Consider the following 19,849-nt stretch of genomic DNA (forward strand, 5'->3'; position numbering starts at 1 on the left):
AATACCTCTACTATGATGCCAGGAGCGGCGGGGGCGCGTGACGCCGTCGGCCGCCATTTTACATGGGGAGGGGCCGTTGCCGTGCCCACCACCGCGTTCATTGCCAAGAAACAGGGGAAGACAGATGGGGATTAATTTCAAGGATGCCGTGGGCCTGCACCCGGAAGCGCTGCAATTGCGGGCCGAGCGCACCCGCATCCTGGCCTCCAACATCGCCAACGAGAACACGCCCGGCTTCCAGGCCCAGGACATGGATTTCGGCGCCATGCTGGCCAGCACCCAGGAGGCGGCCGACGGCGTGCCCGCTTTCGACAGCGACGGCAACGCCCTGTACCGCGTGCCCTACCACCCCAGCCGCGACGGCAACACGGTCGAGATCGGGGTCGAGCAGGCCGCCTTCGCCCAGAATGCCAACGACTTCCAGACCAGCCTGACCTTCATCAATATGACGCTGAAGGGCCTGGCCAAGGCCATCAACGGACAATAAGCGGCGCCGCGCGCCAGGAGACGCCATGTCATTCAAGAGTATTTCGGAGATTGCCGGTTCGGCCATGGCGGCCCAGACCGTGCGCCTCAACACCATCGCCAGCAACCTGGCCAACGCCGATTCCGTGGCCGGCACCGAGGCCGACACGTACCGTGCCCGCAAGCCCGTGTTCGCGGCCGTCATGACGGAGTCGATCGACGCCATGGACGCGGCCAGCGGCAAGGTGCAGGTGCTCGACGTGGTCGAGTCCAGCGAGCCGCTGCGCAAGGTGTACGACCCGGGCCATCCGATGGCCAACGCGGACGGCATGGTGTTCTATCCCAACGTCAACCAGGTGGCCGAGATGACCGACATGATGTCGGCCTCGCGCGCCTTCGAGACCAATGTCGAAGTGCTGGGGCGCATCCGCACCATGCAACAATCCCTCCTTAAACTCGGTGAAGGTTAAGCCATGCAAACGAGCCTCCTCAACAATGCCGCCGCCGGCGCCGGCAACACCGGCGCCACCAACATCACGGGCAACACGGCCAGCCAGACCCAGGACATGTTTACCAAGCTGCTGGTGGCCCAGATCAAGAACCAGGATCCGCTGTCGCCCACCGACCCCAGCCAGTTCATCAACCAGCTGACCCAGCTGTCGCAGACGGAGTCGCTGCAGAACCTGTCGACCCTGACCAGCGCCAACGCCAGCGTGCTGCAAAGCATGCAAGTGCTGGCCCTGGGGGCCCAGGTCGGTTCGGACGTGATGGCCACCAGTTCCACCGTCACGCTCGACAACAGCACCGTGCATGGCCAGATGACCCTGGGCAGCACCAGCACCAGCACCACGCTGGTGCTGACCGACGCAGCCGGCAACAAGCACAATGTGAACCTGGGCGTGCAGGCGGCCGGCACGGTGCCGTTCGCCATCGACCCCACGGCGCTGGGCCTGCCGCCGGGCACCTACACCATGTCGGTGCAGACCAGCACCAAGGAAGTGCCGCCGATCGACCTGGCCGGGCGCCTCAACAGCGTGCGCCTGTCGCCCACCGGCAGCATCGTCATCAGCGTCGCCCATGTGGGCGACGTGGCGCCCACCGCCATTACCGCCTTCAACGGCAAATCCGTCGCCTCCGCTTCCGCCACTCAATCTAGTCTCTAAGAAAGGACTCCGTCATGAGTTTCGATATCGCATTGTCTGGCATCCAGGCCATCAACGAGCAGCTCGACACCGTCAGCCACAACATCGCCAACGCGGGGACCTTCGGCTTCAAGTCCGGACGCGCCAACTTTTCGGCACTGGTGGCGGGCAGCCAGCCGACCGGCACGGAAATCGGGTCTGTCACGCAAAGCATCGGCCTGTCCGGCGGCGTACTCAACACGGGCCGCTCGCTCGATGCCTCGATCAATGGCCGCGGTTTCTTCGTTACCAAGACGGCGCAGAACGAGACCCAGTACACCCGGGTCGGCATCTTCGACGCCGACAAGTCCGGCTTCCTGGTGGACGCCACCGGGCGCCGCGTGCAGGGCTTCGGCCTCAAGCCGCCCAGCACCATCCTGGGCGCGCTGGGCGACCTGGCCATCCCCACCGGCCAGATCCCGGCCGTGCCGTCCGACAAGATGAGCTATGTGGGCAACCTGTCGGCCGACTGGACCCCGCCGGCCAACGCCTGGGTGGCGCCCGACGCGGCCACGGCCGTGCTGGCCGACCCCACCACGTTCAATATGTCCAAGTCCTCCATCGTGTACGACACCCTGGGTGGCCAGCACACGCTGACCCAGTATTTCGTGGCGCAGGCGCCGGCCGCCCCCACTGAAAGCGTGCTGGTGCACTATGTGCTCGACGGCACCGACACCGGCGCCTCGGAAACGCTGGGCTTCGATACCACCACCGGCCAGTTGACGGCCCCGGCCGGCCCGCCCGTGGGCCAGTATGCGCTCGACCTGACGGCCATCACCACCCCTTCCGGCGCCGCCCTCAAGACCGTCGATATCGACTACACCGGCACCACCATGTTCGCCGGCGAGGCCACCACCTCCACCAACGCCGTCAACGGCTACGCCTCGGGCACCTTCGCCGGGGTCGACCTGGCGACCGACGGTTCCGTCATCGCCAAGTACACCAACGGCCAGAAACAGTCGGTGGGCAAGATCGCCATCGCCACCTTCCCCGACGAAGGCGCGCTGGAGTCCGTCAACGACACCAGCTGGATCGCCTCCACCGGTTCCGGCACGGCCCTGGTGACCACGCCCGGCAGCGGCATGGCCGGTTCGCTCAACACCAGCGCGCTGGAACAGTCGAACGTGGACATTACCTCCGAGCTGGTGGGCCTGATGACGTCGCAGCGCAACTACCAGGCCAATTCCAAGGTGATCCAGACGGAAAGCACCATGATGCAGTCGCTGATGCAGGCAATCTGAGGCCGCCATGGATGCCTTGATCTACACCGCCATGAGCGGGGCCGAACGGGCCCTGCGCGGACAACAGGTGCACGCCAACAACCTGGCCAATATGGACACGGGCGGCTTTCGCGCCAACATGGAACTGTCCACGGCCCAGCCCCTGTCCGGCTACGGCTACGACGACCGCCACATGTCGCAACTGCAGGCCAACGCCGTCTCGACCCGGCCCGGCACCCTCAAGGCCACCGGCCGCGAACTGGACGTGGCCATCAGCGGCGACGGTTTCTTCGCCGTCCAGGGTCCCACGGGCGAAGCCTACACCCGGGCCGGCGCCATCACGCTCGACGCCGACGGCACGCTCAAGGTGAACGGCAACACCATCCTCGGCGAGGGCGGCCCCATCGCCGTGCCCGAATACACCAAGATCGCCATCGGCCAGGACGGCACCGTGTCGATCCAGAGTCCCGGCACGGCCATCATGCAGACCATCGACAAGCTCAAGCTGGTCAAGGCGGAAAGCTCGGAGCTGACCAAGAACGAAGCCGGCCTGCTGGTGGCCCGCAACGGCCAGCCCCTGCCCACCGACCCCACCGTGCTGGTGCGGGCCGGCCACCTGGAAGGCAGCAACGTGTCGGCCGTGGAGGAAATGGTGGCCACCATGAGCTTGAACCGCACCTTTGAAATCCAGATGAAGCTGCTGACGGCGGCCGATACCAACGTCCAGTCCGGCAACAAGCTGATGGGCGCCTGAGCGCCCGCGTAACCATTACAGGGGAATACCATGAATCCAGCAATGTGGATCAGCAAGACCGGGGTCCAGGCCCAGGATGAGAAACTGCAGGCCATCGCCAACAACCTGGCCAACGTCAACACGGTCGGCTTCAAGAAGGACCGCGTGATGTTCGAGGACCTGTTCTACTCGATCGAGCAGCAGCCGGGCACCCAGCGCGCCGACAACAACACGCTGGCGCCGTCCGGCGTGCAGCTCGGTAACGGCACCCACATGGTGGGCACGCAGAAGGTGTTTACCACCGGCAGCCTGCAAACGACGGGCAACGCGCTCGACGTGGCCATCACCGGCAACGGCTTCCTGTCCGTGCGCCGCCCCAACGGCGAGACGGCCTACACCCGGGCCGGCCAGCTGCAGGTGGACGCCAACGGCATCCTCGTCAACGCCCACGGCCTGCCCCTGATCCCGCAGATCACGGTGCCGGCCAACGCCACCGCCATCACCATCGGCGAGAACGGCATGGTCACGGCCACCATTCCCGGCAACACGGCCGGCAGCGAACTGGGCCAGCTGACCCTGACCAGTTTCATCAACCCCACCGGCCTCTTGGCCCTGGGCGAGAACCTGTTCCAGGAAACGGCCGCCAGCGGCACGCCCACGGAAGGCAAGCCGGGCGAAGCCCAGCTGGGCAAGCTCAAACAGGGCGCGCTGGAAGGCTCCAACGTCCAGGTGGTCGAAGAGATGGTCGACATGATCGCCGCCCAGCGCACCTACGAGATGAACACCAAGGTGCTGACGGCGGCCGACAACATGCTGCAATACCTGTCGCAGGCGGCCCGCTGATGCAAGCCGCCCTGCCCGCGTGCGCGCTGCTGGCCCTGGGCCTGGCCGGCTGCGCCAGCCTGGCGCCGCCGCCCGTGCGGCCCGGGCCCATGGACGAACCGCCGGCCGTGTCGCGCTTCGTCGGCCCCAAGGGCACCTCGGGCGGCGTGTTCAGCGCCGACCTGACGCTGTCGCTGACGTCGGACTCGCGCGCGTTCCGGGTGGGCGACGTGGTCACCGTCAACCTGCTCGAAACCACCCAGGCCAGCAAGAAGGCCGGCACCAGCTTCTCCAAGGACAGCGCGGCCTCCGTCACCGCGCCCAGCGTGCTGGGCAAGACGCTGCCCAAGCTGGGCCTGGACACCTCGGCCCAGCGCTCGTTCGCCGGCGACGCCACCAGCACCCAGCAGAACGCGCTGACGGGTGCCATCACCGTGATCGTGCAGGAAGTGCTGCCCAACGGCCTGCTGCGGGTGGCCGGCGAGAAAAGCCTGACCCTGAACCAGGGCGAGGAATTCGTGCGCCTGCGCGGCTACCTGCGGGCGGCCGACATCGACGCCGACAACCAGGTGTCGTCGCAGCGCATCGCCAACGCCCGCATCGCCTATTCCGCCCAGGGCACGCTGGCCGACAGCCAGAGCCCGGGCTGGCTGACGCGCTTCTTCAACGGTCCATTGATGCCTTTCTGAGGCCGCCGCCATGACTTTGCCCCGCTCCACCCTCTTCTCTTGCACCGTGCTGCTGTGCGCCATGCTGGGCGCCGTGGCGCCGGCCCGCGCGGCCCAGGTGCTGCGCAACCTGGTCAGCATCGAAGGCATGCGCGACAACCCGCTGGTGGGCTACGGCCTGGTGGTGGGCTTGAACGGCAGCGGCGACTCGACCCAGGTCAAGTTCGCCAGCCAGTCCGTGATCAACATGCTCAAGCAGTTCGGCGTCAAGGTGCCCGACGGCACTGACGCCAAAAGCAAGAACGTGGCCACCGTCATGGTCAGCGCCGTGTTCCCCCAGGGCTACCGCCGGGGCCAGAACATCGACGTCACCGTCTCGTCCATGGGCGACGCCAAGAGCCTGCGCGGCGGCGCCCTGCTGCTCACGCCGCTGCGCGCGGCCGACAACGAAGTGTATGCCCTGGCCCAGGGCAACCTGGTGGTGGGCGGGCTGAACGCGACGGGCAAGAGCGGCTCGTCGGTCACCGTCAACACCCCCACCTCGGGCCGCATCCCCAGCGGCGCCACCATCGAACGCGAGATCAGCACCGACTTCGCCACCCGGCCCACGGTGCGCCTGTCGCTGCGCCACCCCCAGTTCCAGACGGCCATCAACATCGTCGACACCATCAACCGCAAGTTCGGCGACATCGCCACCACGGCCGACGCCACCACCATCGACGTGGTCGCCCCGGCCAACCCGACCCAGCGCGTGGCCTTCATGGCCAAGCTCGAAACGCTGGCCATCGACGTGGGCGACGACGTGCCCAAGGTGGTGTTCAACTCGCGCACCGGCACCGTGGTGATCGCCGACGGCTTGCGGGTACGGGCCGCCGCCGTCACCCACGGCTCGCTCAAGGTGGTGATCTCGGAAAGCTCCAAGGTCAGCCAGCCCGCCCCCTTCAGCCAGGGCAGCACCACCACCACCCCGCAGTCGCAGGTGTCGGTGGACCAGGGCTCGGGCCAGATGTTCAAGTGGCCGGCCGGCGCCAAGCTGCAGGCCATCATCGACGTCATCAACAGCCTGGGCGCCTCGCCGGACGACATCATGGCCATCCTGCAGGCGCTCGACCAGGCCGGCGCCATCGAAGGCGAACTGGTCGTCATCTGAGGAAGCCCATGCACACCCCATTCGATCCCAGCACGCTGCGCCTGGGCACCGTCGACCAGTTGAGCGACACGCCGCCGGCGCCGCCGGCCCCCGGCGAGAGCGCCGCCGACGCCGACTACCGCGGCAAGGCCACCGGCGCGGCCGTCAAGTTCGAAAGCTTCTTTATCGGCCACATGCTGCACCAGATGCGGGCCGGCACCCGTGCCCTGGCCGGCGAGGACAGCGTGTTCAAGGATCCCGTCACCAGCGACATGCTGGACCTGGCCGACAACCTGGTGGCCGACAAGATGGCCGGCCAGCGCGCCTTCGGCATCGCCGACGCCATCCTGCGCCAGCTGCTGCCGCCGGCCGCGCCGCCGGCTGCCGCCCCGGGGCAGACGGCCAGCACCGTGGCCGGCACGGAAAAAACGGCATTTCCTCTTAATCGGCGGCAATAAATGGTCGCCCTGTAGCGTTAACGGACCGCTGACGCGGGCGGCGCCCAGCCGCCGCGGCCGCAGGCCTCAACCAGGAAAGACCCTTGCATTATGAGCATCTCCTATAACGGGCTGACCGGCGCCCTGGCTGCCCAGGCCGCCCTCAACACGTCCAGCCAGAACATCGCCAACCTGCAGACCAAGGGCTATACCCGCCAGGGCTTGCTGCTGGCGGCCGTGCAGCCGGACGCGGGCAGCAAGCTGCCCGGCAACGGCGTGCAGGTGTCGGCCCTGCTGCGTTTCAGCGATGCCTACAAGACCCAGCAGATGTGGCGCGCCAATTCCGCGCTCGGCACCCATACCCAGGTCCAGCCCTACCTGACCCAGATGGAACGGGTGATGAACGACAGCCAGTCCAGCATCAGCGCCGGCGTCGACCAGTTCTTCAAGGCCCTCAACGCGGCCGGCGTCGACCCCACCTCCACCCCGCTGCGCCAGCAGGTGGTGACGGCGGCCGGCGCCATGTCGCAGCACATCAACAGCATCTACAACGTGACGGCCAACCAGCTGATCTCGATCCAGCAGCAGCGCGACGCCATCCTGCCCCAGATCAACCAGACGCTGCAGGGCATCGCCTCGCTCAACCAGCAGATCGCGGCCGTGGGCGTGCTGGGCACCAATACCTCGGCCCTGATCGACAAGCGCGACCAGCTGATCGACGGCCTGTCCAACCAGGTGGCGCTGGAAGTGAATGAAAACCCGGACGGCAGCCGCAGCGTGTCGCTCAAGGGGGGCCAGCCGTTGGTGGCGGGCAACCTGGCCGCCACCATGACCTTCGACACCAGCGCCGGCAGCCCGGTGCTGACGGTCAGCTTCGCCAACACCAAGTTCCAGCTTGACGACACCAAGGTGGGCGGCCAGCTGGGCGGACTGAGCGACTACCAGACCAACACCCTCAAGCCGCTGCAGCAATCGATCGCCGACATGGCCAGCCAGCTGGCCGACAAGGTCAACACCCAACTGGCGGCCGGCTTCGACGCGGCCGGCAATCCCGGCGGCCCGCTGCTGGTGTACAACCCGGCCAGCGCCACCGGCCTGCTCGAGACGACGGCCGGCTTCAAGGCGGCCGACCTGGCCTTCTCGACCGACGGCACGCCCGGCGACAGCAGCAACCTGCAGCAACTGATCGACATCAAGAACCAGAGCGTCAACCTGAGCTCGATCGGCAGCGTGCTGCTGGGCGACGCCGACACCCAGCTGGTGGGCAAGCTGGGCATCGACAGCGCGCAGAACCAGTCGCTGCTCAACACGGCCACCACCATCCGCCAGCAGGCCGAGGACGACTGGAAGTCGACCAGCGCCGTCAATTCGGACGAGGAAGCGATCAATCTGGTGGAATACCAGAATATGTACCAGGCCAACATGAAGGTGATTGCCGTCGCCAACACCCTGTTCGAGTCCACCCTGCAGATGTTCGGTTAAGGAGTCCACGATGCGTATCGCCACCAGCCAGTTCCAAGCCACCATGAACCGCGGCTTGCAGTTCAACCAGGACAAGCTGGCCCAGCTGACCGACCAGATGGCCTCGGGCAACAAGATCCAGCTGCCCTCGGACGACCCGGTCACCAATGTGCGCCTGTCGCGCCTGACCCGGGAAGAGGCCATCGTCGGCCAGTACCGGGAAAACATCGGCGCCATCAAGATCCGCCTGGAAAAGAACGAGACCTATCTGACTTCCATGACGGCCGACATCAACCAGGCCCAGGACTTGCTGGTGTGGGCCTCGGACGGCGGCAACGCGGCGGCCGACCTCGGCTCCATGGTCACGCCCCTGAGCTCGCTGCGCGACAGCCTGTTCTACGGCGCCAACGTCAAGGACCAGGAGGGGCGCTACATCTTCTCCGGCACCCTGACCAATACCCAGGCCATCACCTACGACCCGGCCGCCGCCATCGGTTCGCGCTACACTTACACCGGCAACACCGGCCAGCAGCAGGTGGTGGTGGGCAATGGCGTCACCCAGGTGGCCAACGTCGACGTGTCGGGCCTGGAAACCCTGCTCAACCAGATGGACACCTCGATCGCCGAACTGAGCGCGCCCGGCGTGACGCCGGCCACGCCATCGCTGAAGGCGGCCCTGAGCGCCAACCTGGACGGCACCAGCAGCACGCTGGACCTCATTTCCGGCAAGATCGCCGACTTCGGCGGGGCCCAGAACATCCTCACCACGCTGGCCAACAACCACGCCAACGTCAGCCTGTCGAACCAGACCGCGCTGACCACGCTGGGCCAGCTCGACTATGGCCTGGCGGCCACCGAACTGAACGGCTACAACCTGGCGTTGCAATCGTCGTACAAGGCTTACGCCAAGGTCAGCGGCCTGTCCCTGTTTAACGTCCTGTAATCCGTATGCAAATCGCTCAAACCCTCTCCCCCACCGCCAGCGCCCCCGGTCTCGCCGGCGCCGGCGCCGGTCCGGCCGATGGCACCGCGCTGGGGCTGGACGGCGAGCGCGCGGCCACGGCCACCCCCGTCACGCCCACGCCCACGGCGGCCGCCCCGCTGCGGCGCGGCATCAACCAGGGCAACGTGCCGCAGCAGGGCGACATTTCCGGCGCCCAGCAGGCGCTGGACTTCCTGGAACAGAGCGCGGCCCAGCTGCGCAGCCTGAAGTCGGACCTGTCGGCCAAGCTGGCCGCCCACCAGGTACGCGACGGCACCATCGAAGCGCGCGTACGCCAGTTCAGCAGCACCTGGCGCACGCGCCACAGCGCCTCCGGCGGCACGCTCGACGCCCGCCTGGCCTACGGCCGCAAGCCGTCGCAGCAGCGCTTCACGGTGCGCGGCATGAACCTGGCCCACCTGCGCAGCGGCGGGCGCGAAGTGCTGGCCATCGCCGTCGGCGCCAGCGCCCAGAGCCTGCGCTCGGTGAGCCTGGAACCGGGCTTGAGCGACGACGACATCACCCAGCGCTTCGACGAGGCGCTGGCGCCGGCCGGGGTGCGGGTATCGACCGACGACGACGGCAACCTGGCGTTTTCCACTGCGGAAGGGGACTGGGCCGGCGTGCGCGACAGCTTTGCCGTGCAAGGTGGCGGCATCCGCTTCCCGGCCGGCCAGCTGAACCGGATCAAGGCCGAACCGGAAGCGCCGGCCATCGATCCCGACAGCTGGCAGACGTCGGACGCCGATGCCCTGCGCCAGACCTTGCAGCAAGTGGTGCAGGCACTGGCCCAGGTGGAACAGGCGATCGCTGCCGTCAACGGCGCCCTGAGCCAGGCCAGCAGCGCGCTGCCGGTCGCCGCGACGGCGGGCACCGACCAGGCCGGCATGGGCCAGGTGGCGCAGAATTTCGTCACCACCACCAGCCAGCCCGGCTACCAGTCGCTGCTGTCGATCACGTCGGCCCTGGCCGGCATCAGCCGCGAGCGCGTCGTTTCGCTGCTGGGCCTGCGCTGATCAGGCCGGCGCCGGGGGCGGCAGGCCGCGCTCGGCCAGCGCCGTGAACTGGTCCGCCGGCAGCGCCTGCGCATACACATAGCCTTGCCCGAAGTCGCAGCCGGCCAGCGCCAGCAGTTCGCGCTGGGCGGCCGTCTCCACCCCTTCCGCCACCACCCGCAAGCCCAGTTTATGGGCCATGGCGATCACCGCTTCGCACAAGGCCAGGTCGCCCGTGTCGGCCGCCAGCTCGCGCACGAAGCTGTGGTCGAGCTTGAGATAATCGATGTCGAAATGCTTGAGGTGGGCCAGCGAGGAGTAACCGGTGCCGAAGTCGTCCAGCGCCACCTGCAAGCCCATCTCGCGCAAGGCGCGCAGCCGCGCCACCACCGGGCTGGCGCTGTCGAGCAACACCCCCTCCCCGATCTCGAGCACGATGCTGCGCGCAGGCAAGCCCAGCGCCTGCACGCATTCCTGCCAGCCCCGGTACAGGGCCGGCTCGCCGCGCAGCTGGCCCGGCGACAGGTTGACGCTGATCTGGAACCCGGCCCCGAAGCGCTGCTGCCACAGCCGGGCCTGGGCGGCGGCCTGGCGGAACACCCAGTCGCCCATGCCCAGCATCAGGCCGCCCGATTCAGCCTGCGGCAGGAACTGGGCCGGCGCCAGCAGGCCGCGCTCGGGATGGCGCCAGCGCAGCAACGCCTCGGCCCGCTCGATGGTGCCGCTGCGCAGGCTGACGATGGGCTGGTAGTGCAACTCGAACTGGCCCTGGGCCTGGGCCAGCCGCAAGTCCTGGCCCACCCGCAGCCTGGCCTGGGCCGCGTGCTGCAATTCCGGCGTGAAATAGCTGTAGCGGTTGCGCCCGCCGTGCTTGGCCGCGTACATGGCCTGGTCGGCGTGGCGCAGCAACTCGTCCGGCTCGTCCGCGTCGGACGGGAACAGGGCGATGCCCACGCTGGCCGACACCCGGCCCTGCTGTTCGCCCAGCTGGAACGGCCGGTTCAGGTTGGCCAGGATGTTCTGGGCGATACGCTCCACGCTGGACACATGGTCCAGCCCCGACAGGATGATGGTAAATTCGTCGCCCCCCAGCCGGGCCAGCGTGTCGGAAGCGCGCACGCAGGCGCCGATGCGGCTGGCCGCCTCCACCAGCAGGGCGTCGCCCTGGGCGTGGCCGAGCGTGTCGTTGACCTGCTTGAAGCCGTCCAGGTCGATGAACAGCAGGGCCAGGAACAGCCCTTCGCGGCGCGCCTTCTTCATTTCCTGGCCCAGCCGGTCCTGGAACATGTGGCGGTTGGGCAGGGCCGTGAGGGCGTCGAAATTGGCTTGCCGCCAGATCAGCTCGGACGTCTCGCGGCGCGCCGTGATGTCCGTCACCAGCGCCAGCGCCCCCAGGTACAGGCCTTGCGGATCGAAGATGGGATTGGTGGCCAGCGTGGCCCACAGCTCGCTGCCATCCTTGCGCTGGAACTTGAATTCATGGCGCTCGGCGATGCCGTCGCGGCGGCGCGCGATGTTGCGCTCGAGGATGGTGCGGCCCTCCTCGTCCATGAAGTTGACCAGCGGCTGCTCGAGCATCTCCTCGATGGTATAGCCGAGCATGGCGGCCATCTTGGGATTGACGAAGCTGGTGCGGGCCTGGTCGTCGATTTCCCAGATGCCTTCCTCGGCCGTGTGGACGATGCGCCGGAACCGCTCCTCGCTGCGCTCGAGCGCGGCCAGCTTGCCCTCGGCCAGCTCCAGCACCACCCGGAACGCCTGGCCGCCCAGGTCGGCGCTGGCGCGCAGCGTGGCCGGAAAGCCGTGCTGCTCGTGGGCGCGCAGCAACTGCAAGTCGCAGCGCTGGGCGTCGCTGCTGTTGACGGCGGCCTGCACGAAGCGGTCGAAATCGGCCAGGAAACGGGGGCAGACGAAGTTGCGGAAATGGACGCGCTCGGGATTCTGGCGCGGCACGCCCAGCAGGTCTGCGCCCACCAGGTTCATCTGCAATATCGTCGTGTCCAGCCCCAGCACGAAATAGCCGACCGGCGCCAGCAGGTAGATATCGTTGAAATAGGCATGCTCCTGCTCCAGCCGCAGCCGTTCCGGCGTCAGCGGACTGTTGCCTGCCTGCGCGGCCAGCGCGGCGCCGGCGCCCGGCGCCAGCGGCACGGCCATGTCGGCCAGCGGCGCCAGCATGGCCGCCATGGTGGCGTGGCGCCCGGGCCGGCTGGCCGCCTGCGATTCGTCGTCCATGATTCCCTTCCGCGCCAGGCGCGCAATGGCTAAGTCATGCAATTAGGATAATAAATTTCGGCGATTCAAGCCTAGCATTTAAGTCCGACCCTGTCGAGCGTCCTGCGCAGTGTGCTAGCGATGGGCCCGGTTCAAGCGGCGCTCGGCGCGCCGCTGCACGGCCTCGAACGCCAGGCTCAGCAGCCAGTAGACGGCGGCCGCCGCCAGATACAGGGGCAAGGGGCGAAACGTCACGGCGATCACGTCCTTGGTGGCCAGCATCAGCTCCGTCATGGTGATGACGGACACCAGCGAGGTATCCTTGATCAGGCTGATCAGGGTATTGCTCATGGCCGGCACGGCCACCCGCAGCGCCTGCGGCAGCACCACATGGTACAGGGTGCGCCAGTAGCCCAGGCCCAGGCTGTAGCTGGCGGCCCACTGCCCGGGCCCGACGGCGGCGATGGCGCCGCGCAGGCTTTCCGACAGGTAGGCGCCGGCATTGAGGCTGAGCGCCAGCACGCCGGCCGTGACGGGTGAAAATTCGATGCCCGCGCTGGGCAAGCCGTAATACAGCACGAAGATCTGCACCAGCAGCGGCGTACCCCGCATCACGCTCACATACAGGGCGGCCGGCCAGCGCACGGCGCGCCACGGCAGGCCGCGCAACACGGCGGTGGGAAAACCGAGCAGCAGCCCGCCCAGCATGGCCGCCAGCGCGAACAGCAGCGTGTAGCCGGTGCCGCGCAACATGGCCGGCGCCGCTTCACGCAGCAGGGCCAGGATCTCCATCTCAGGGGGCCCGGCTGACGTCAGTGCCGAACCACTTGAGCGAAATGGCCTGCAGGCTGCCGTCCGCGCCGGCCTCGGCCAGCGCCTTGTCGAGCGCGGCCTTGAAACGGGGATTGCCGCGCTGGAAAGGGATGCCCATCCGTTCCAGCTGGCCCACGCGGGCCCCGGCCTTCAGCGGCAGGCGCGTGTTTTTCAGCAGCCAGGCCACCATCAGGCTGTCGTTCAGGGCCGCGTCGATGCGCCCGGCGGCCAGGTCCTGCATGGTCTCGGCCGCGGCCGGGTAGCTGCGCACTTCGATCCCGGGCACGCTCCTGGCCTGCTGTTCGTACACACTGCCCTGCCCCACCCCCAGCCGCTTGCCCTTGAGCGCGGCCAGGCTCGCATAGTTGGCCGGCTCGTCCTTGCGCACGATCAGCTGCGGGGTCGAATAAGTGTAGGGTAGGGAAAAATCGAAGGCCAGCTCGCGCTTGGCGTTGATGCCCACCTGGTTGACGATCACGTCGTACTTGTTGCCGGCCAGGCCGGCCAGGATGCCGGACCACTCGGTGCTGACGAATTCCGCCTTCAGGCCCAGCCGGCCCGCCAGCAGGCGCGCCACGTCCACGTCGTAGCCGGCCAGGGCGCCCGTCCTGGGGTCCTTGAAATTGAACGGCGGGTAGCTGCCCTCGAGCGCCACGCGCAGCGTGCCGCGCGCCTGCACGGTGGCCAGCAGGTCGGCCGCGGCGGCCGGCCCGGCCGCCAGCAGCGCGCCTGCCAGCAGCAGTCCCATCAAGCGCCAGGTCGGTGTCGTCATGGTGCTCCCGTGGTCGGTGATCGCTTCAGCGCGCCAGGCCGGCGTGACGGCGGCGGCCGAACGGATGGCCCACCACCAGCATGGAACTGGCGATCAGGCTGCTCAAGCCTATCATCAGCTGGATCAGCTTGTCGTCCGGCAGCACCCACAGCGCCCCCTGGGGCGGCTCGATCCGGGCCACGGCCGCGATCAGGGGCGCCACCCAGGCCGCCTCCGGCGTCACATCGAGGATGACGGCGCCGTCCGGGCTGGTCTGCAGGAAGATTTCGCCCCCTTCGGCCAGCGTGAAGCACACGCCGTAACCGGTTTCGTGGCGGCCGATGTGGTCCTGCATGCTGCGGTTGTGTTCCTCTATCCACAGCTCGACGTCGGCCGCGTCCTCCAGCGCCATCCACGGCACCGGCTTGAAGCGCGGCGCGCCGCTGTCATTGTTTTGCTGCATGGTCTTCCCGGGTTGAGTTCGTTGCCCTAGTTTACCCGATCCGCTCCCGGCACACGGGGCGAAAAAGGACTAGCATGGTAGTACGTGACGCAGCCAGTCTGCCAAGGAGGACGCCATGAAACACCGACCCAGCTGGTATGGTCCCGGCGGCGCGGTCTACCAGTCCGAATTCACCCGCTTCATCGACGGCTATCTGCACGAGCATCCCGCCGTGGTGCGCGACCAGCAACTGGGCTGGCGCATCTGGTGGGAACGGCCCGTCAAGCTCGACGAATTGGAACGGGCGCAGCAGGACAACGTGCCGCTGCCGCCCTATTACTACACGTGAGCTGCCCGTGCACGACGCGTGCGCGCCCCGTGCGCGACACGGGCCGCAGGCGCGTGCTCAGCCCTGCCAGGTGCGCTTGAGCCCGGTATCGGCATGGATCCAGCCGCCACGCGGGCCGGCCCGGTAATAAAAGCCCACCCCGCCCTGGCGGAAGCTGCGCACCAGGCCGCCCAGCACTTCCGCGTTCAGGTTGGCGATGCGGATGTCGGCCGCCCGGCCCGAAATGTGGAGCGACTGGCGCGCCGCCGGCACGCCGGCCTCGATCAGCTTGCGGTTGGAACTGGCGGTGCGGTAGCCCGACAGGATCTCGAGCGGCTGTTCGATGCCGTAGCGGGCCACGAAGGCCTGGGTGCCCCACAGCGTCTCGAACAGCTTGGGATCGATGGGCGCCGTTTCCTTGCCGTTCACGTCGCGCATCAGGTGGCACAGCTCCTGGTAGGCCGAATCGATGATGTCGCCATCCTTCCAGTACAGTATCCTGGCCCGTTCGCCGCTGGCCGGGCGCGTCACGTCGATCACGCGCGGCTTGAGCCAGAATTCCAGGTCCAGCGCCTGGGCGTCGAAGATGTCCGGCGGCGGCGCCAGCTCGGCCGGCGGGGCCGGCGTGTCGGCCTGGGCCAGGGTGACGGGCCGGGCCGGCTTGGCGGCCGCCGCGTGCGGGGCCGGTTTCACGGGCGCGGCCGCCGTGTGGGTGACGCTGCGCGCCGCACAGCCGATCAGCGGCGTGCCCAGGAAAGCGGTGGCCGTCAAGCCCATTCCCTGTTGAAGAAAAGTTCTGCGCGTTACCATATTGCTGCCTATAAAAACAATGCGCTTACTATAACGTAGCGGAGGGAAATGAGAAACCTCCGCGCGCCGCCCGAAGCCAACTTTTTTCATGCCCCGCCGCCCTGCGGCGGCGCCCGTCCGTCACTTTCAAAGTTGCAGTTTGGTTCATCCATCAGCTACCATGTGCCGATTGACGACGCTTCAACATTGCAGGGCAAGATGCAAACGACTATCGCAATCATTGAAGACAACCGCGACTTCCTGCGCCGCTACGCGGCCATGGTCGATGCCGCTGCGGACATGCGGCTGGTGGGCACGGCCACCAACGGCCGCGATGGCCTGGCCATGCTGGAACGGAGCCGGGCCGACGTCTACCTGATCGACCTCGGGCTGCCCGACATGGACGGGGTGGACGTGATACGCCAGGCCGTGCGGCGCCATCCGGCATGCGACGCGGTGGTGGTGTCCGTGTTCGGCGACGACGCCCACATCCTGGCCAGCATCGAAGCGGGCGCCAGCGGCTACCTGCTCAAGGACAGCTCGCCGGCCGACATGCTCGACGGCATCCGCACCCTGCGCGACGGCGGCGCCCCCGTCAGCCCCGTGATCGCGCGCAAGATCCTGCAACGCCTGCAGGGCCGCCCGCCCGGCGCCGGCGACGCGTTGCGGGCGCGCAGCCTGCTCACCGGGCGCGAAATGGAAGTGCTGCGGGCCCTGGCCAAGGGCCTGACCTTCATCGAAATCGGCGTCCTGTACGAGATTTCGCCCCACACCGTGGCGCGCCACGTCAAGAACATCTACAAGAAGCTGGCCGTGCACTCGCGCGGCGAGGCCGTCTACGAAGCGACCGCCCTGGGCTGGCTGTAATGCCGGCCGCGCCGCCGTCCCGTCCGGCCCTGGCGCGCCAGGTGATCGGCGCCGTGATCGTGCTCAACCTCGTGATCGGCGCCATCCTGCTGCTGTTCCTGCGCCAGAGCTACCGCCAGCAGCAGGAGCACGCGGCCAACACGGCGCACAACCTGTCCACCGTGCTGAAGGAAAACATCTCGGCCACCGTCCGGGAGATCGACATGGCGCTCGACAGCCTGGCGCTCGACATCGCCGAGTTGCCCGAACCGCAATCGGCCGGACCGCTGGCCGCGCTGCTGCAGCGCCAGCAGGACCGCCAGCCTGCGCTGCGCCCCCTGCGCGTGTACGATGCGGCCGGCCGGCAACGCTACGGCCCGCCGCTGGAGGCAGGGGCGCGCAGCAGCGTGGCCGACCAGGACTACTTCCTTGCCCTGCGCGACAGCACGGCGCCTGGCCTGGCGCTGAGCCGGCCGCAGCACGACGCCGCCCCGCAGCAGTGGCATGTGCAGTTCGCCCGCGCGCTGCGCAAGGCCGACGGCCGCTTCGACGGCATCGTCTGCGCCGAAGTGAACTTGCAACGGCTGGGCCATGCCTTTTCGCTGATACGGGTGGGGCCGCACGGCGCCATGACGCTGGCGTCGGCCGACGAACTGGTCTACGCCCGCTATGCCAACCTGCGCGAGGATGCCAGCATGACGGGCACCCTGATTCCCTCGCCCAGGCTGCGCGACTACGTACGCACGGGGCACCGGCCGGACAGCTATCTGTTCCGCTCCCGCTACGATGGCCTCGAACGGCTGATCTCGCTGCAACGCGTGTTCGACGACCAGGTCCTGCTACTGCCGCGCAACCTGTACTTCAGCGTCGGCCTGGCCACCGACGATTACCTGCAAAAATGGCGCAAGGAAGTGCTGCTGGCCCTGCTGCTGATGCTGCTGTGCGTACTCGCCAGCAGCGCCGGGGCCTGGCTCCTGATCCGCTTCTGGCGCGAACGCCGCGCCAACCAGCAGCGATTACGCGGCTTCGAACGCGAACATGCGGCCAACGAAGAGCGGCTGCGCATCATGCAGGATTTGCACGATGGCGTAGGTTCGACCCTGGTATCGACCTTGATGCTGGTCCAGAGCGGCAACGCCGGCACGGCGCAAACGGTCGCCATGCTGCAGGAATGTATGGATGACATGCGGCTGGCGATCGACGCCCTGTCGCCGGACGAGCCCGATCTGCTGCCCGTGCTGGGCAACTTCCGCTACCGCATGGAAGCGCGCTGCAAGGGCGTGGGATTGGCATTGCGCTGGACCAACCACAACCTGCCCGAGCAGCTGGCAATTGCCCCGCACGACGGCTTGCAAGTGCTGCGCATCCTGCAGGAGGCGCTGACCAATGTCCTGCGCCATGCCGGCGCGCACGCCGTCACGGTCGACCTGCACTTTTCGACGGATGCGTTTTCGGCACAGATACGTGATGATGGATGCGGATTCGAGCCCGATGCGGACAGCCGCGGACACGGCTTGGCCAATATGCGGCTACGGGCGCGGCGCATAGGGGCCACCCTGCGGATTTCCCCGCTGCAGCCCGGTACGGCCGTGGAACTGCGCTTGCCGCTCACGGTGCCGGCCATGAGCAACTAGCCGTTATTGCAGTTGCAAAAACGCTTGCGCTTGGCGTCGGGTGCTCCTGCGCCCAGCTGCTTCCAGAAGAAGATCGTTTCCACGCCATAGGGCGAGCGCACCTTGCCCGAGTGGATATAGCCCTGGCTGGCGAAGAAGGCTTCGCCGGTCGCCGTACTGTGCAATTGCAGGGCCTTGACACCCCAGCTGCACGCCTGCTGTTCCACGCGCGCCAGCAAGGCCTTGCCGGCGCCCTTGCTGCGCGCCTCGGGCAACAGGTAGCACAGGGCCAGCTTGCCGGCCCCCGTCAACAGGGCCACGCCGATGACGACGCCGTCCTCCAGCGCCACCAGCGAAAAATTGGTGGGCGAACTGAACCAGCTCGCCACCATCTGCGGCGTCTTGTTGCCCAGCCAGGCGTCCAGGATGGCTGGATCGTTCTTATGATCCAGCACACAACATTCCGTAATAGAACGTCGCAGGACATTGCATGCTGCAAAAGCATCTGTCGAAGCAGCAATACGAATTTCAAGACTCATGTACGCTCACAAAATATTTCAATAGCAAAATGTGGTGCCTGAGGCGCTACGCTGTGCATGCAGCGACTATACACCAAGCAGGGCAAGCCGTTGCGGGCAGGCCCGACCGGGCTGGCCGGCCCTGCCTGATCCGGCCGGAATTCTACACCAGAGCGCACTTTTCCATCCGTGCGCATGCGCGCCGGACAAGAATGCCGCCGCCACCGTGGATGACGGCACGATGCTTGCACGCCGGCAGCTTGCGGCAAGGTTGCGGCCAAGACCGCGTCCTGCGCGCGACAGCCGGGTTCGATTGGCCCAAGTTCAATAGACGAGAATTCACTTTAATGTTATTGTCTATCCTCAGGAAAATATTGCCGCATTGCCAGAAATGTTGTGCGACGCGCCGCAGCCTGCGGTCCGATAGACTCCTCTTTCCTCCTAAAACCACATGCTCAAGAAAATAGTTGCTGTAGTACTGAGTTCGTTTGCTGTCGCTGCATGCGCAGTACCACTCGGTTCGCAGTCTGTGCTGGTGGTCGAAAACGACACCGGCAAAGTGCTGCTCGAAAAGAATTCCAACATGCAAGTACCGATCGCCTCGCTGACCAAGCTGATGACGGCGATGGTGGTACTGGACTCCAAGCCTGACATGGACGCCATGATCAGCATCGACAAGACGGACGTCGACACCCTCAAGCACAGCACCTCGCGCGTGCCGGTGGGTGCCGAGATCGCCCGCCGCGACGTGTTGCAACTGGCCCTGATGTCGTCCGACAACCGCGCCGCCGCCTCGCTGGCCCGCACCTATCCCGGTGGTCCGACCGCGTTCGCGGCCGCCGTCAAGGCCAAGATCCACGCCCTGGGCCTGACCCAGACCGTGATCGAAGAGCCGACCGGCCTGTCGCCGAACAACAAGTCGACGGCCGCCGACCTGGTCAAGATGGCCACGGCCGCCGCCGCCTACCCGGAAATCCGCCGCATCACGACCGATGCCAAGGATGTGATTAACATCAAAGGCCGCAAGGTCGAATATCACAACACCAATCGCCTGGTGGGCGCCAAGGGTTGGGATATCGGCATGTCCAAGACCGGCTATACGGAAGAGGCGGGCCGCTGCCTGATCATGCGCATTAAATCGGCCGGCAAGAACGCCACCCTGGTATTACTGAATGCCAAGGCCAGTTCGGCGCGCCTGATGGATGCGCTCAATATCCGCCGCTTTATTGCCGGACCAGAAGAAGAAGGCAAAATAGTCACAGCGTCGAGCAGCCATCACAAGAAACACGGCCATATCAGCGGCCACCGCCGCCGCGCCTGAACCATCGGCGCGCCGGCATCAACCGAAACCGGGCCCCAGGGCCCGGTTTTTTATTGCCCGCAGAATATATATTGCCCAGGTACGCCGGGCGCCTCCCCCACCTGCCAGCCCACCCGAGGCC

22 protein-coding genes are annotated in these 19,849 nt (G+C 67.1%); 16 read left to right on the top strand and 6 right to left on the bottom strand.

From position 1 onward, the window contains the following. Positions 1-124 precede the first annotated feature (124 nt). From flgB to AC3WOS_RS15555, 12 genes are all read left to right on the top strand, one after another. Positions 125-487 carry a flagellar basal body rod protein FlgB gene (gene flgB / locus AC3WOS_RS15500; RefSeq protein ID WP_492716912.1) on the top strand — a complete coding sequence of 121 codons (363 nt, stop codon included), beginning with the start codon at positions 125-127 and terminating at the stop codon, positions 485-487. Positions 488-512: 25 nt separating this feature from the next. Continuing rightward, the gene (gene flgC / locus AC3WOS_RS15505; RefSeq protein ID WP_492716913.1) at positions 513-935 is read left to right on the top strand and encodes a flagellar basal body rod protein FlgC; all 423 of its coding nucleotides are present in this window, start codon (positions 513-515) and stop codon (positions 933-935) included. A gap of 3 nt (positions 936-938) precedes the next feature. Next, the gene (locus AC3WOS_RS15510) at positions 939-1,628 is read left to right on the top strand and encodes a flagellar hook capping FlgD N-terminal domain-containing protein (RefSeq protein ID WP_492716914.1); all 690 of its coding nucleotides are present in this window, start codon (positions 939-941) and stop codon (positions 1,626-1,628) included. A 14-nt stretch (positions 1,629-1,642) separates the two neighbouring features. Further along, positions 1,643-2,887 (top strand): flagellar hook protein FlgE, encoded by a 1,245-nt coding sequence (locus AC3WOS_RS15515; protein ID WP_492716915.1) that lies wholly within the window; start codon positions 1,643-1,645, stop codon positions 2,885-2,887. Positions 2,888-2,894: 7 nt separating this feature from the next. Then, a complete protein-coding gene (gene flgF / locus AC3WOS_RS15520; protein ID WP_492716916.1) occupies positions 2,895-3,620 on the top strand; it encodes a flagellar basal-body rod protein FlgF in 726 nt (241 codons plus the stop codon). Positions 3,621-3,650: 30 nt separating this feature from the next. Beyond that, complete coding sequence (gene flgG, locus AC3WOS_RS15525) at positions 3,651-4,442, top strand: flagellar basal-body rod protein FlgG (protein ID WP_492716917.1); 792 nt, start codon at positions 3,651-3,653, stop codon at positions 4,440-4,442. Beyond that, positions 4,442-5,110: a flagellar basal body L-ring protein FlgH gene (flgH, locus tag AC3WOS_RS15530; RefSeq protein ID WP_492716918.1), complete on the top strand. Its 669-nt coding sequence runs from the start codon at positions 4,442-4,444 to the stop codon at positions 5,108-5,110. Before flgG ends, flgH begins: the two co-directional genes overlap by 1 nt. 10 nt (positions 5,111-5,120) lie before the next feature. After that, positions 5,121-6,239 carry a flagellar basal body P-ring protein FlgI gene (locus tag AC3WOS_RS15535; RefSeq protein WP_492716919.1) on the top strand — a complete coding sequence of 373 codons (1,119 nt, stop codon included), beginning with the start codon at positions 5,121-5,123 and terminating at the stop codon, positions 6,237-6,239. A gap of 8 nt (positions 6,240-6,247) precedes the next feature. Beyond that, positions 6,248-6,676 (top strand): rod-binding protein, encoded by a 429-nt coding sequence (locus tag AC3WOS_RS15540; RefSeq protein WP_492716920.1) that lies wholly within the window; start codon positions 6,248-6,250, stop codon positions 6,674-6,676. A gap of 90 nt (positions 6,677-6,766) precedes the next feature. Next, complete coding sequence (gene flgK, locus AC3WOS_RS15545; protein ID WP_492716921.1) at positions 6,767-8,137, top strand: flagellar hook-associated protein FlgK; 1,371 nt, start codon at positions 6,767-6,769, stop codon at positions 8,135-8,137. 10 nt (positions 8,138-8,147) lie between these two features. Beyond that, positions 8,148-9,059, top strand: a complete 912-nt coding sequence (flgL, locus tag AC3WOS_RS15550; protein WP_492716922.1) for a flagellar hook-associated protein FlgL — start codon at positions 8,148-8,150, stop codon at positions 9,057-9,059. A gap of 5 nt (positions 9,060-9,064) precedes the next feature. Then, on the top strand, positions 9,065-10,114 hold the full coding sequence (locus AC3WOS_RS15555; RefSeq protein WP_492716923.1) for a hypothetical protein: 1,050 nt from the start codon (positions 9,065-9,067) through the stop codon (positions 10,112-10,114). On the opposite strand, the gene AC3WOS_RS15560 is transcribed toward AC3WOS_RS15555, so the two are convergent. The 4 genes from AC3WOS_RS15560 to AC3WOS_RS15575 all read right to left on the bottom strand — a co-directional run bounded on the left by AC3WOS_RS15560 (position 10,115) and on the right by AC3WOS_RS15575 (position 14,334). Next, on the bottom strand, positions 10,115-12,328 hold the full coding sequence (locus AC3WOS_RS15560) for a putative bifunctional diguanylate cyclase/phosphodiesterase (RefSeq protein WP_492716924.1): 2,214 nt from the start codon (positions 12,326-12,328) through the stop codon (positions 10,115-10,117). Positions 12,329-12,442: 114 nt separating this feature from the next. After that, positions 12,443-13,099 carry an amino acid ABC transporter permease gene (locus tag AC3WOS_RS15565; RefSeq protein WP_492716925.1) on the bottom strand — a complete coding sequence of 219 codons (657 nt, stop codon included), beginning with the start codon at positions 13,097-13,099 and terminating at the stop codon, positions 12,443-12,445. A 1-nt stretch (position 13,100) separates the two neighbouring features. Next, positions 13,101-13,892 carry a transporter substrate-binding domain-containing protein gene (locus AC3WOS_RS15570; protein ID WP_492716926.1) on the bottom strand — a complete coding sequence of 264 codons (792 nt, stop codon included), beginning with the start codon at positions 13,890-13,892 and terminating at the stop codon, positions 13,101-13,103. A gap of 25 nt (positions 13,893-13,917) precedes the next feature. Then, positions 13,918-14,334, bottom strand: a complete 417-nt coding sequence (locus AC3WOS_RS15575) for a hypothetical protein (protein WP_492716927.1) — start codon at positions 14,332-14,334, stop codon at positions 13,918-13,920. Positions 14,335-14,449: 115 nt separating this feature from the next. Between AC3WOS_RS15575 and AC3WOS_RS15580 the strand changes: the two genes are divergently transcribed. Beyond that, positions 14,450-14,662: a DUF3460 family protein gene (locus tag AC3WOS_RS15580; protein ID WP_492716928.1), complete on the top strand. Its 213-nt coding sequence runs from the start codon at positions 14,450-14,452 to the stop codon at positions 14,660-14,662. Positions 14,663-14,719: 57 nt separating this feature from the next. On the opposite strand, the gene AC3WOS_RS15585 is transcribed toward AC3WOS_RS15580, so the two are convergent. Further along, positions 14,720-15,418, bottom strand: coding sequence for a YcbK family protein (locus AC3WOS_RS15585; protein WP_492716929.1), 699 nt, complete (start codon positions 15,416-15,418; stop codon positions 14,720-14,722). Positions 15,419-15,649: 231 nt separating this feature from the next. On the opposite strand from AC3WOS_RS15585, the gene AC3WOS_RS15590 reads away from it, so the two are divergent. Together AC3WOS_RS15590 and AC3WOS_RS15595 are read left to right on the top strand one after the other, a co-directional pair. Beyond that, positions 15,650-16,297, top strand: a complete 648-nt coding sequence (locus tag AC3WOS_RS15590; protein WP_492716930.1) for a response regulator — start codon at positions 15,650-15,652, stop codon at positions 16,295-16,297. Then, positions 16,297-17,910 carry a cache domain-containing sensor histidine kinase gene (locus tag AC3WOS_RS15595; RefSeq protein ID WP_492716931.1) on the top strand — a complete coding sequence of 538 codons (1,614 nt, stop codon included), beginning with the start codon at positions 16,297-16,299 and terminating at the stop codon, positions 17,908-17,910. The genes AC3WOS_RS15590 and AC3WOS_RS15595 overlap by 1 nt, the downstream gene beginning before the upstream one ends. Here the strand turns inward: AC3WOS_RS15595 and AC3WOS_RS15600 are convergent. Next, positions 17,907-18,428, bottom strand: a complete 522-nt coding sequence (locus AC3WOS_RS15600) for a GNAT family N-acetyltransferase (RefSeq protein ID WP_492716932.1) — start codon at positions 18,426-18,428, stop codon at positions 17,907-17,909. The two genes, AC3WOS_RS15595 and AC3WOS_RS15600, sit on opposite strands and share 4 nt — an antisense overlap. A gap of 430 nt (positions 18,429-18,858) precedes the next feature. Here AC3WOS_RS15600 and AC3WOS_RS15605 point away from each other — a divergent pair, with 430 nt between their 5' ends. Continuing rightward, positions 18,859-19,728: a serine hydrolase gene (locus tag AC3WOS_RS15605; protein ID WP_492716933.1), complete on the top strand. Its 870-nt coding sequence runs from the start codon at positions 18,859-18,861 to the stop codon at positions 19,726-19,728. Positions 19,729-19,849 lie beyond the last annotated feature (121 nt).

This window comes from Rugamonas sp. FW305-51 (assembly GCF_058786935.1).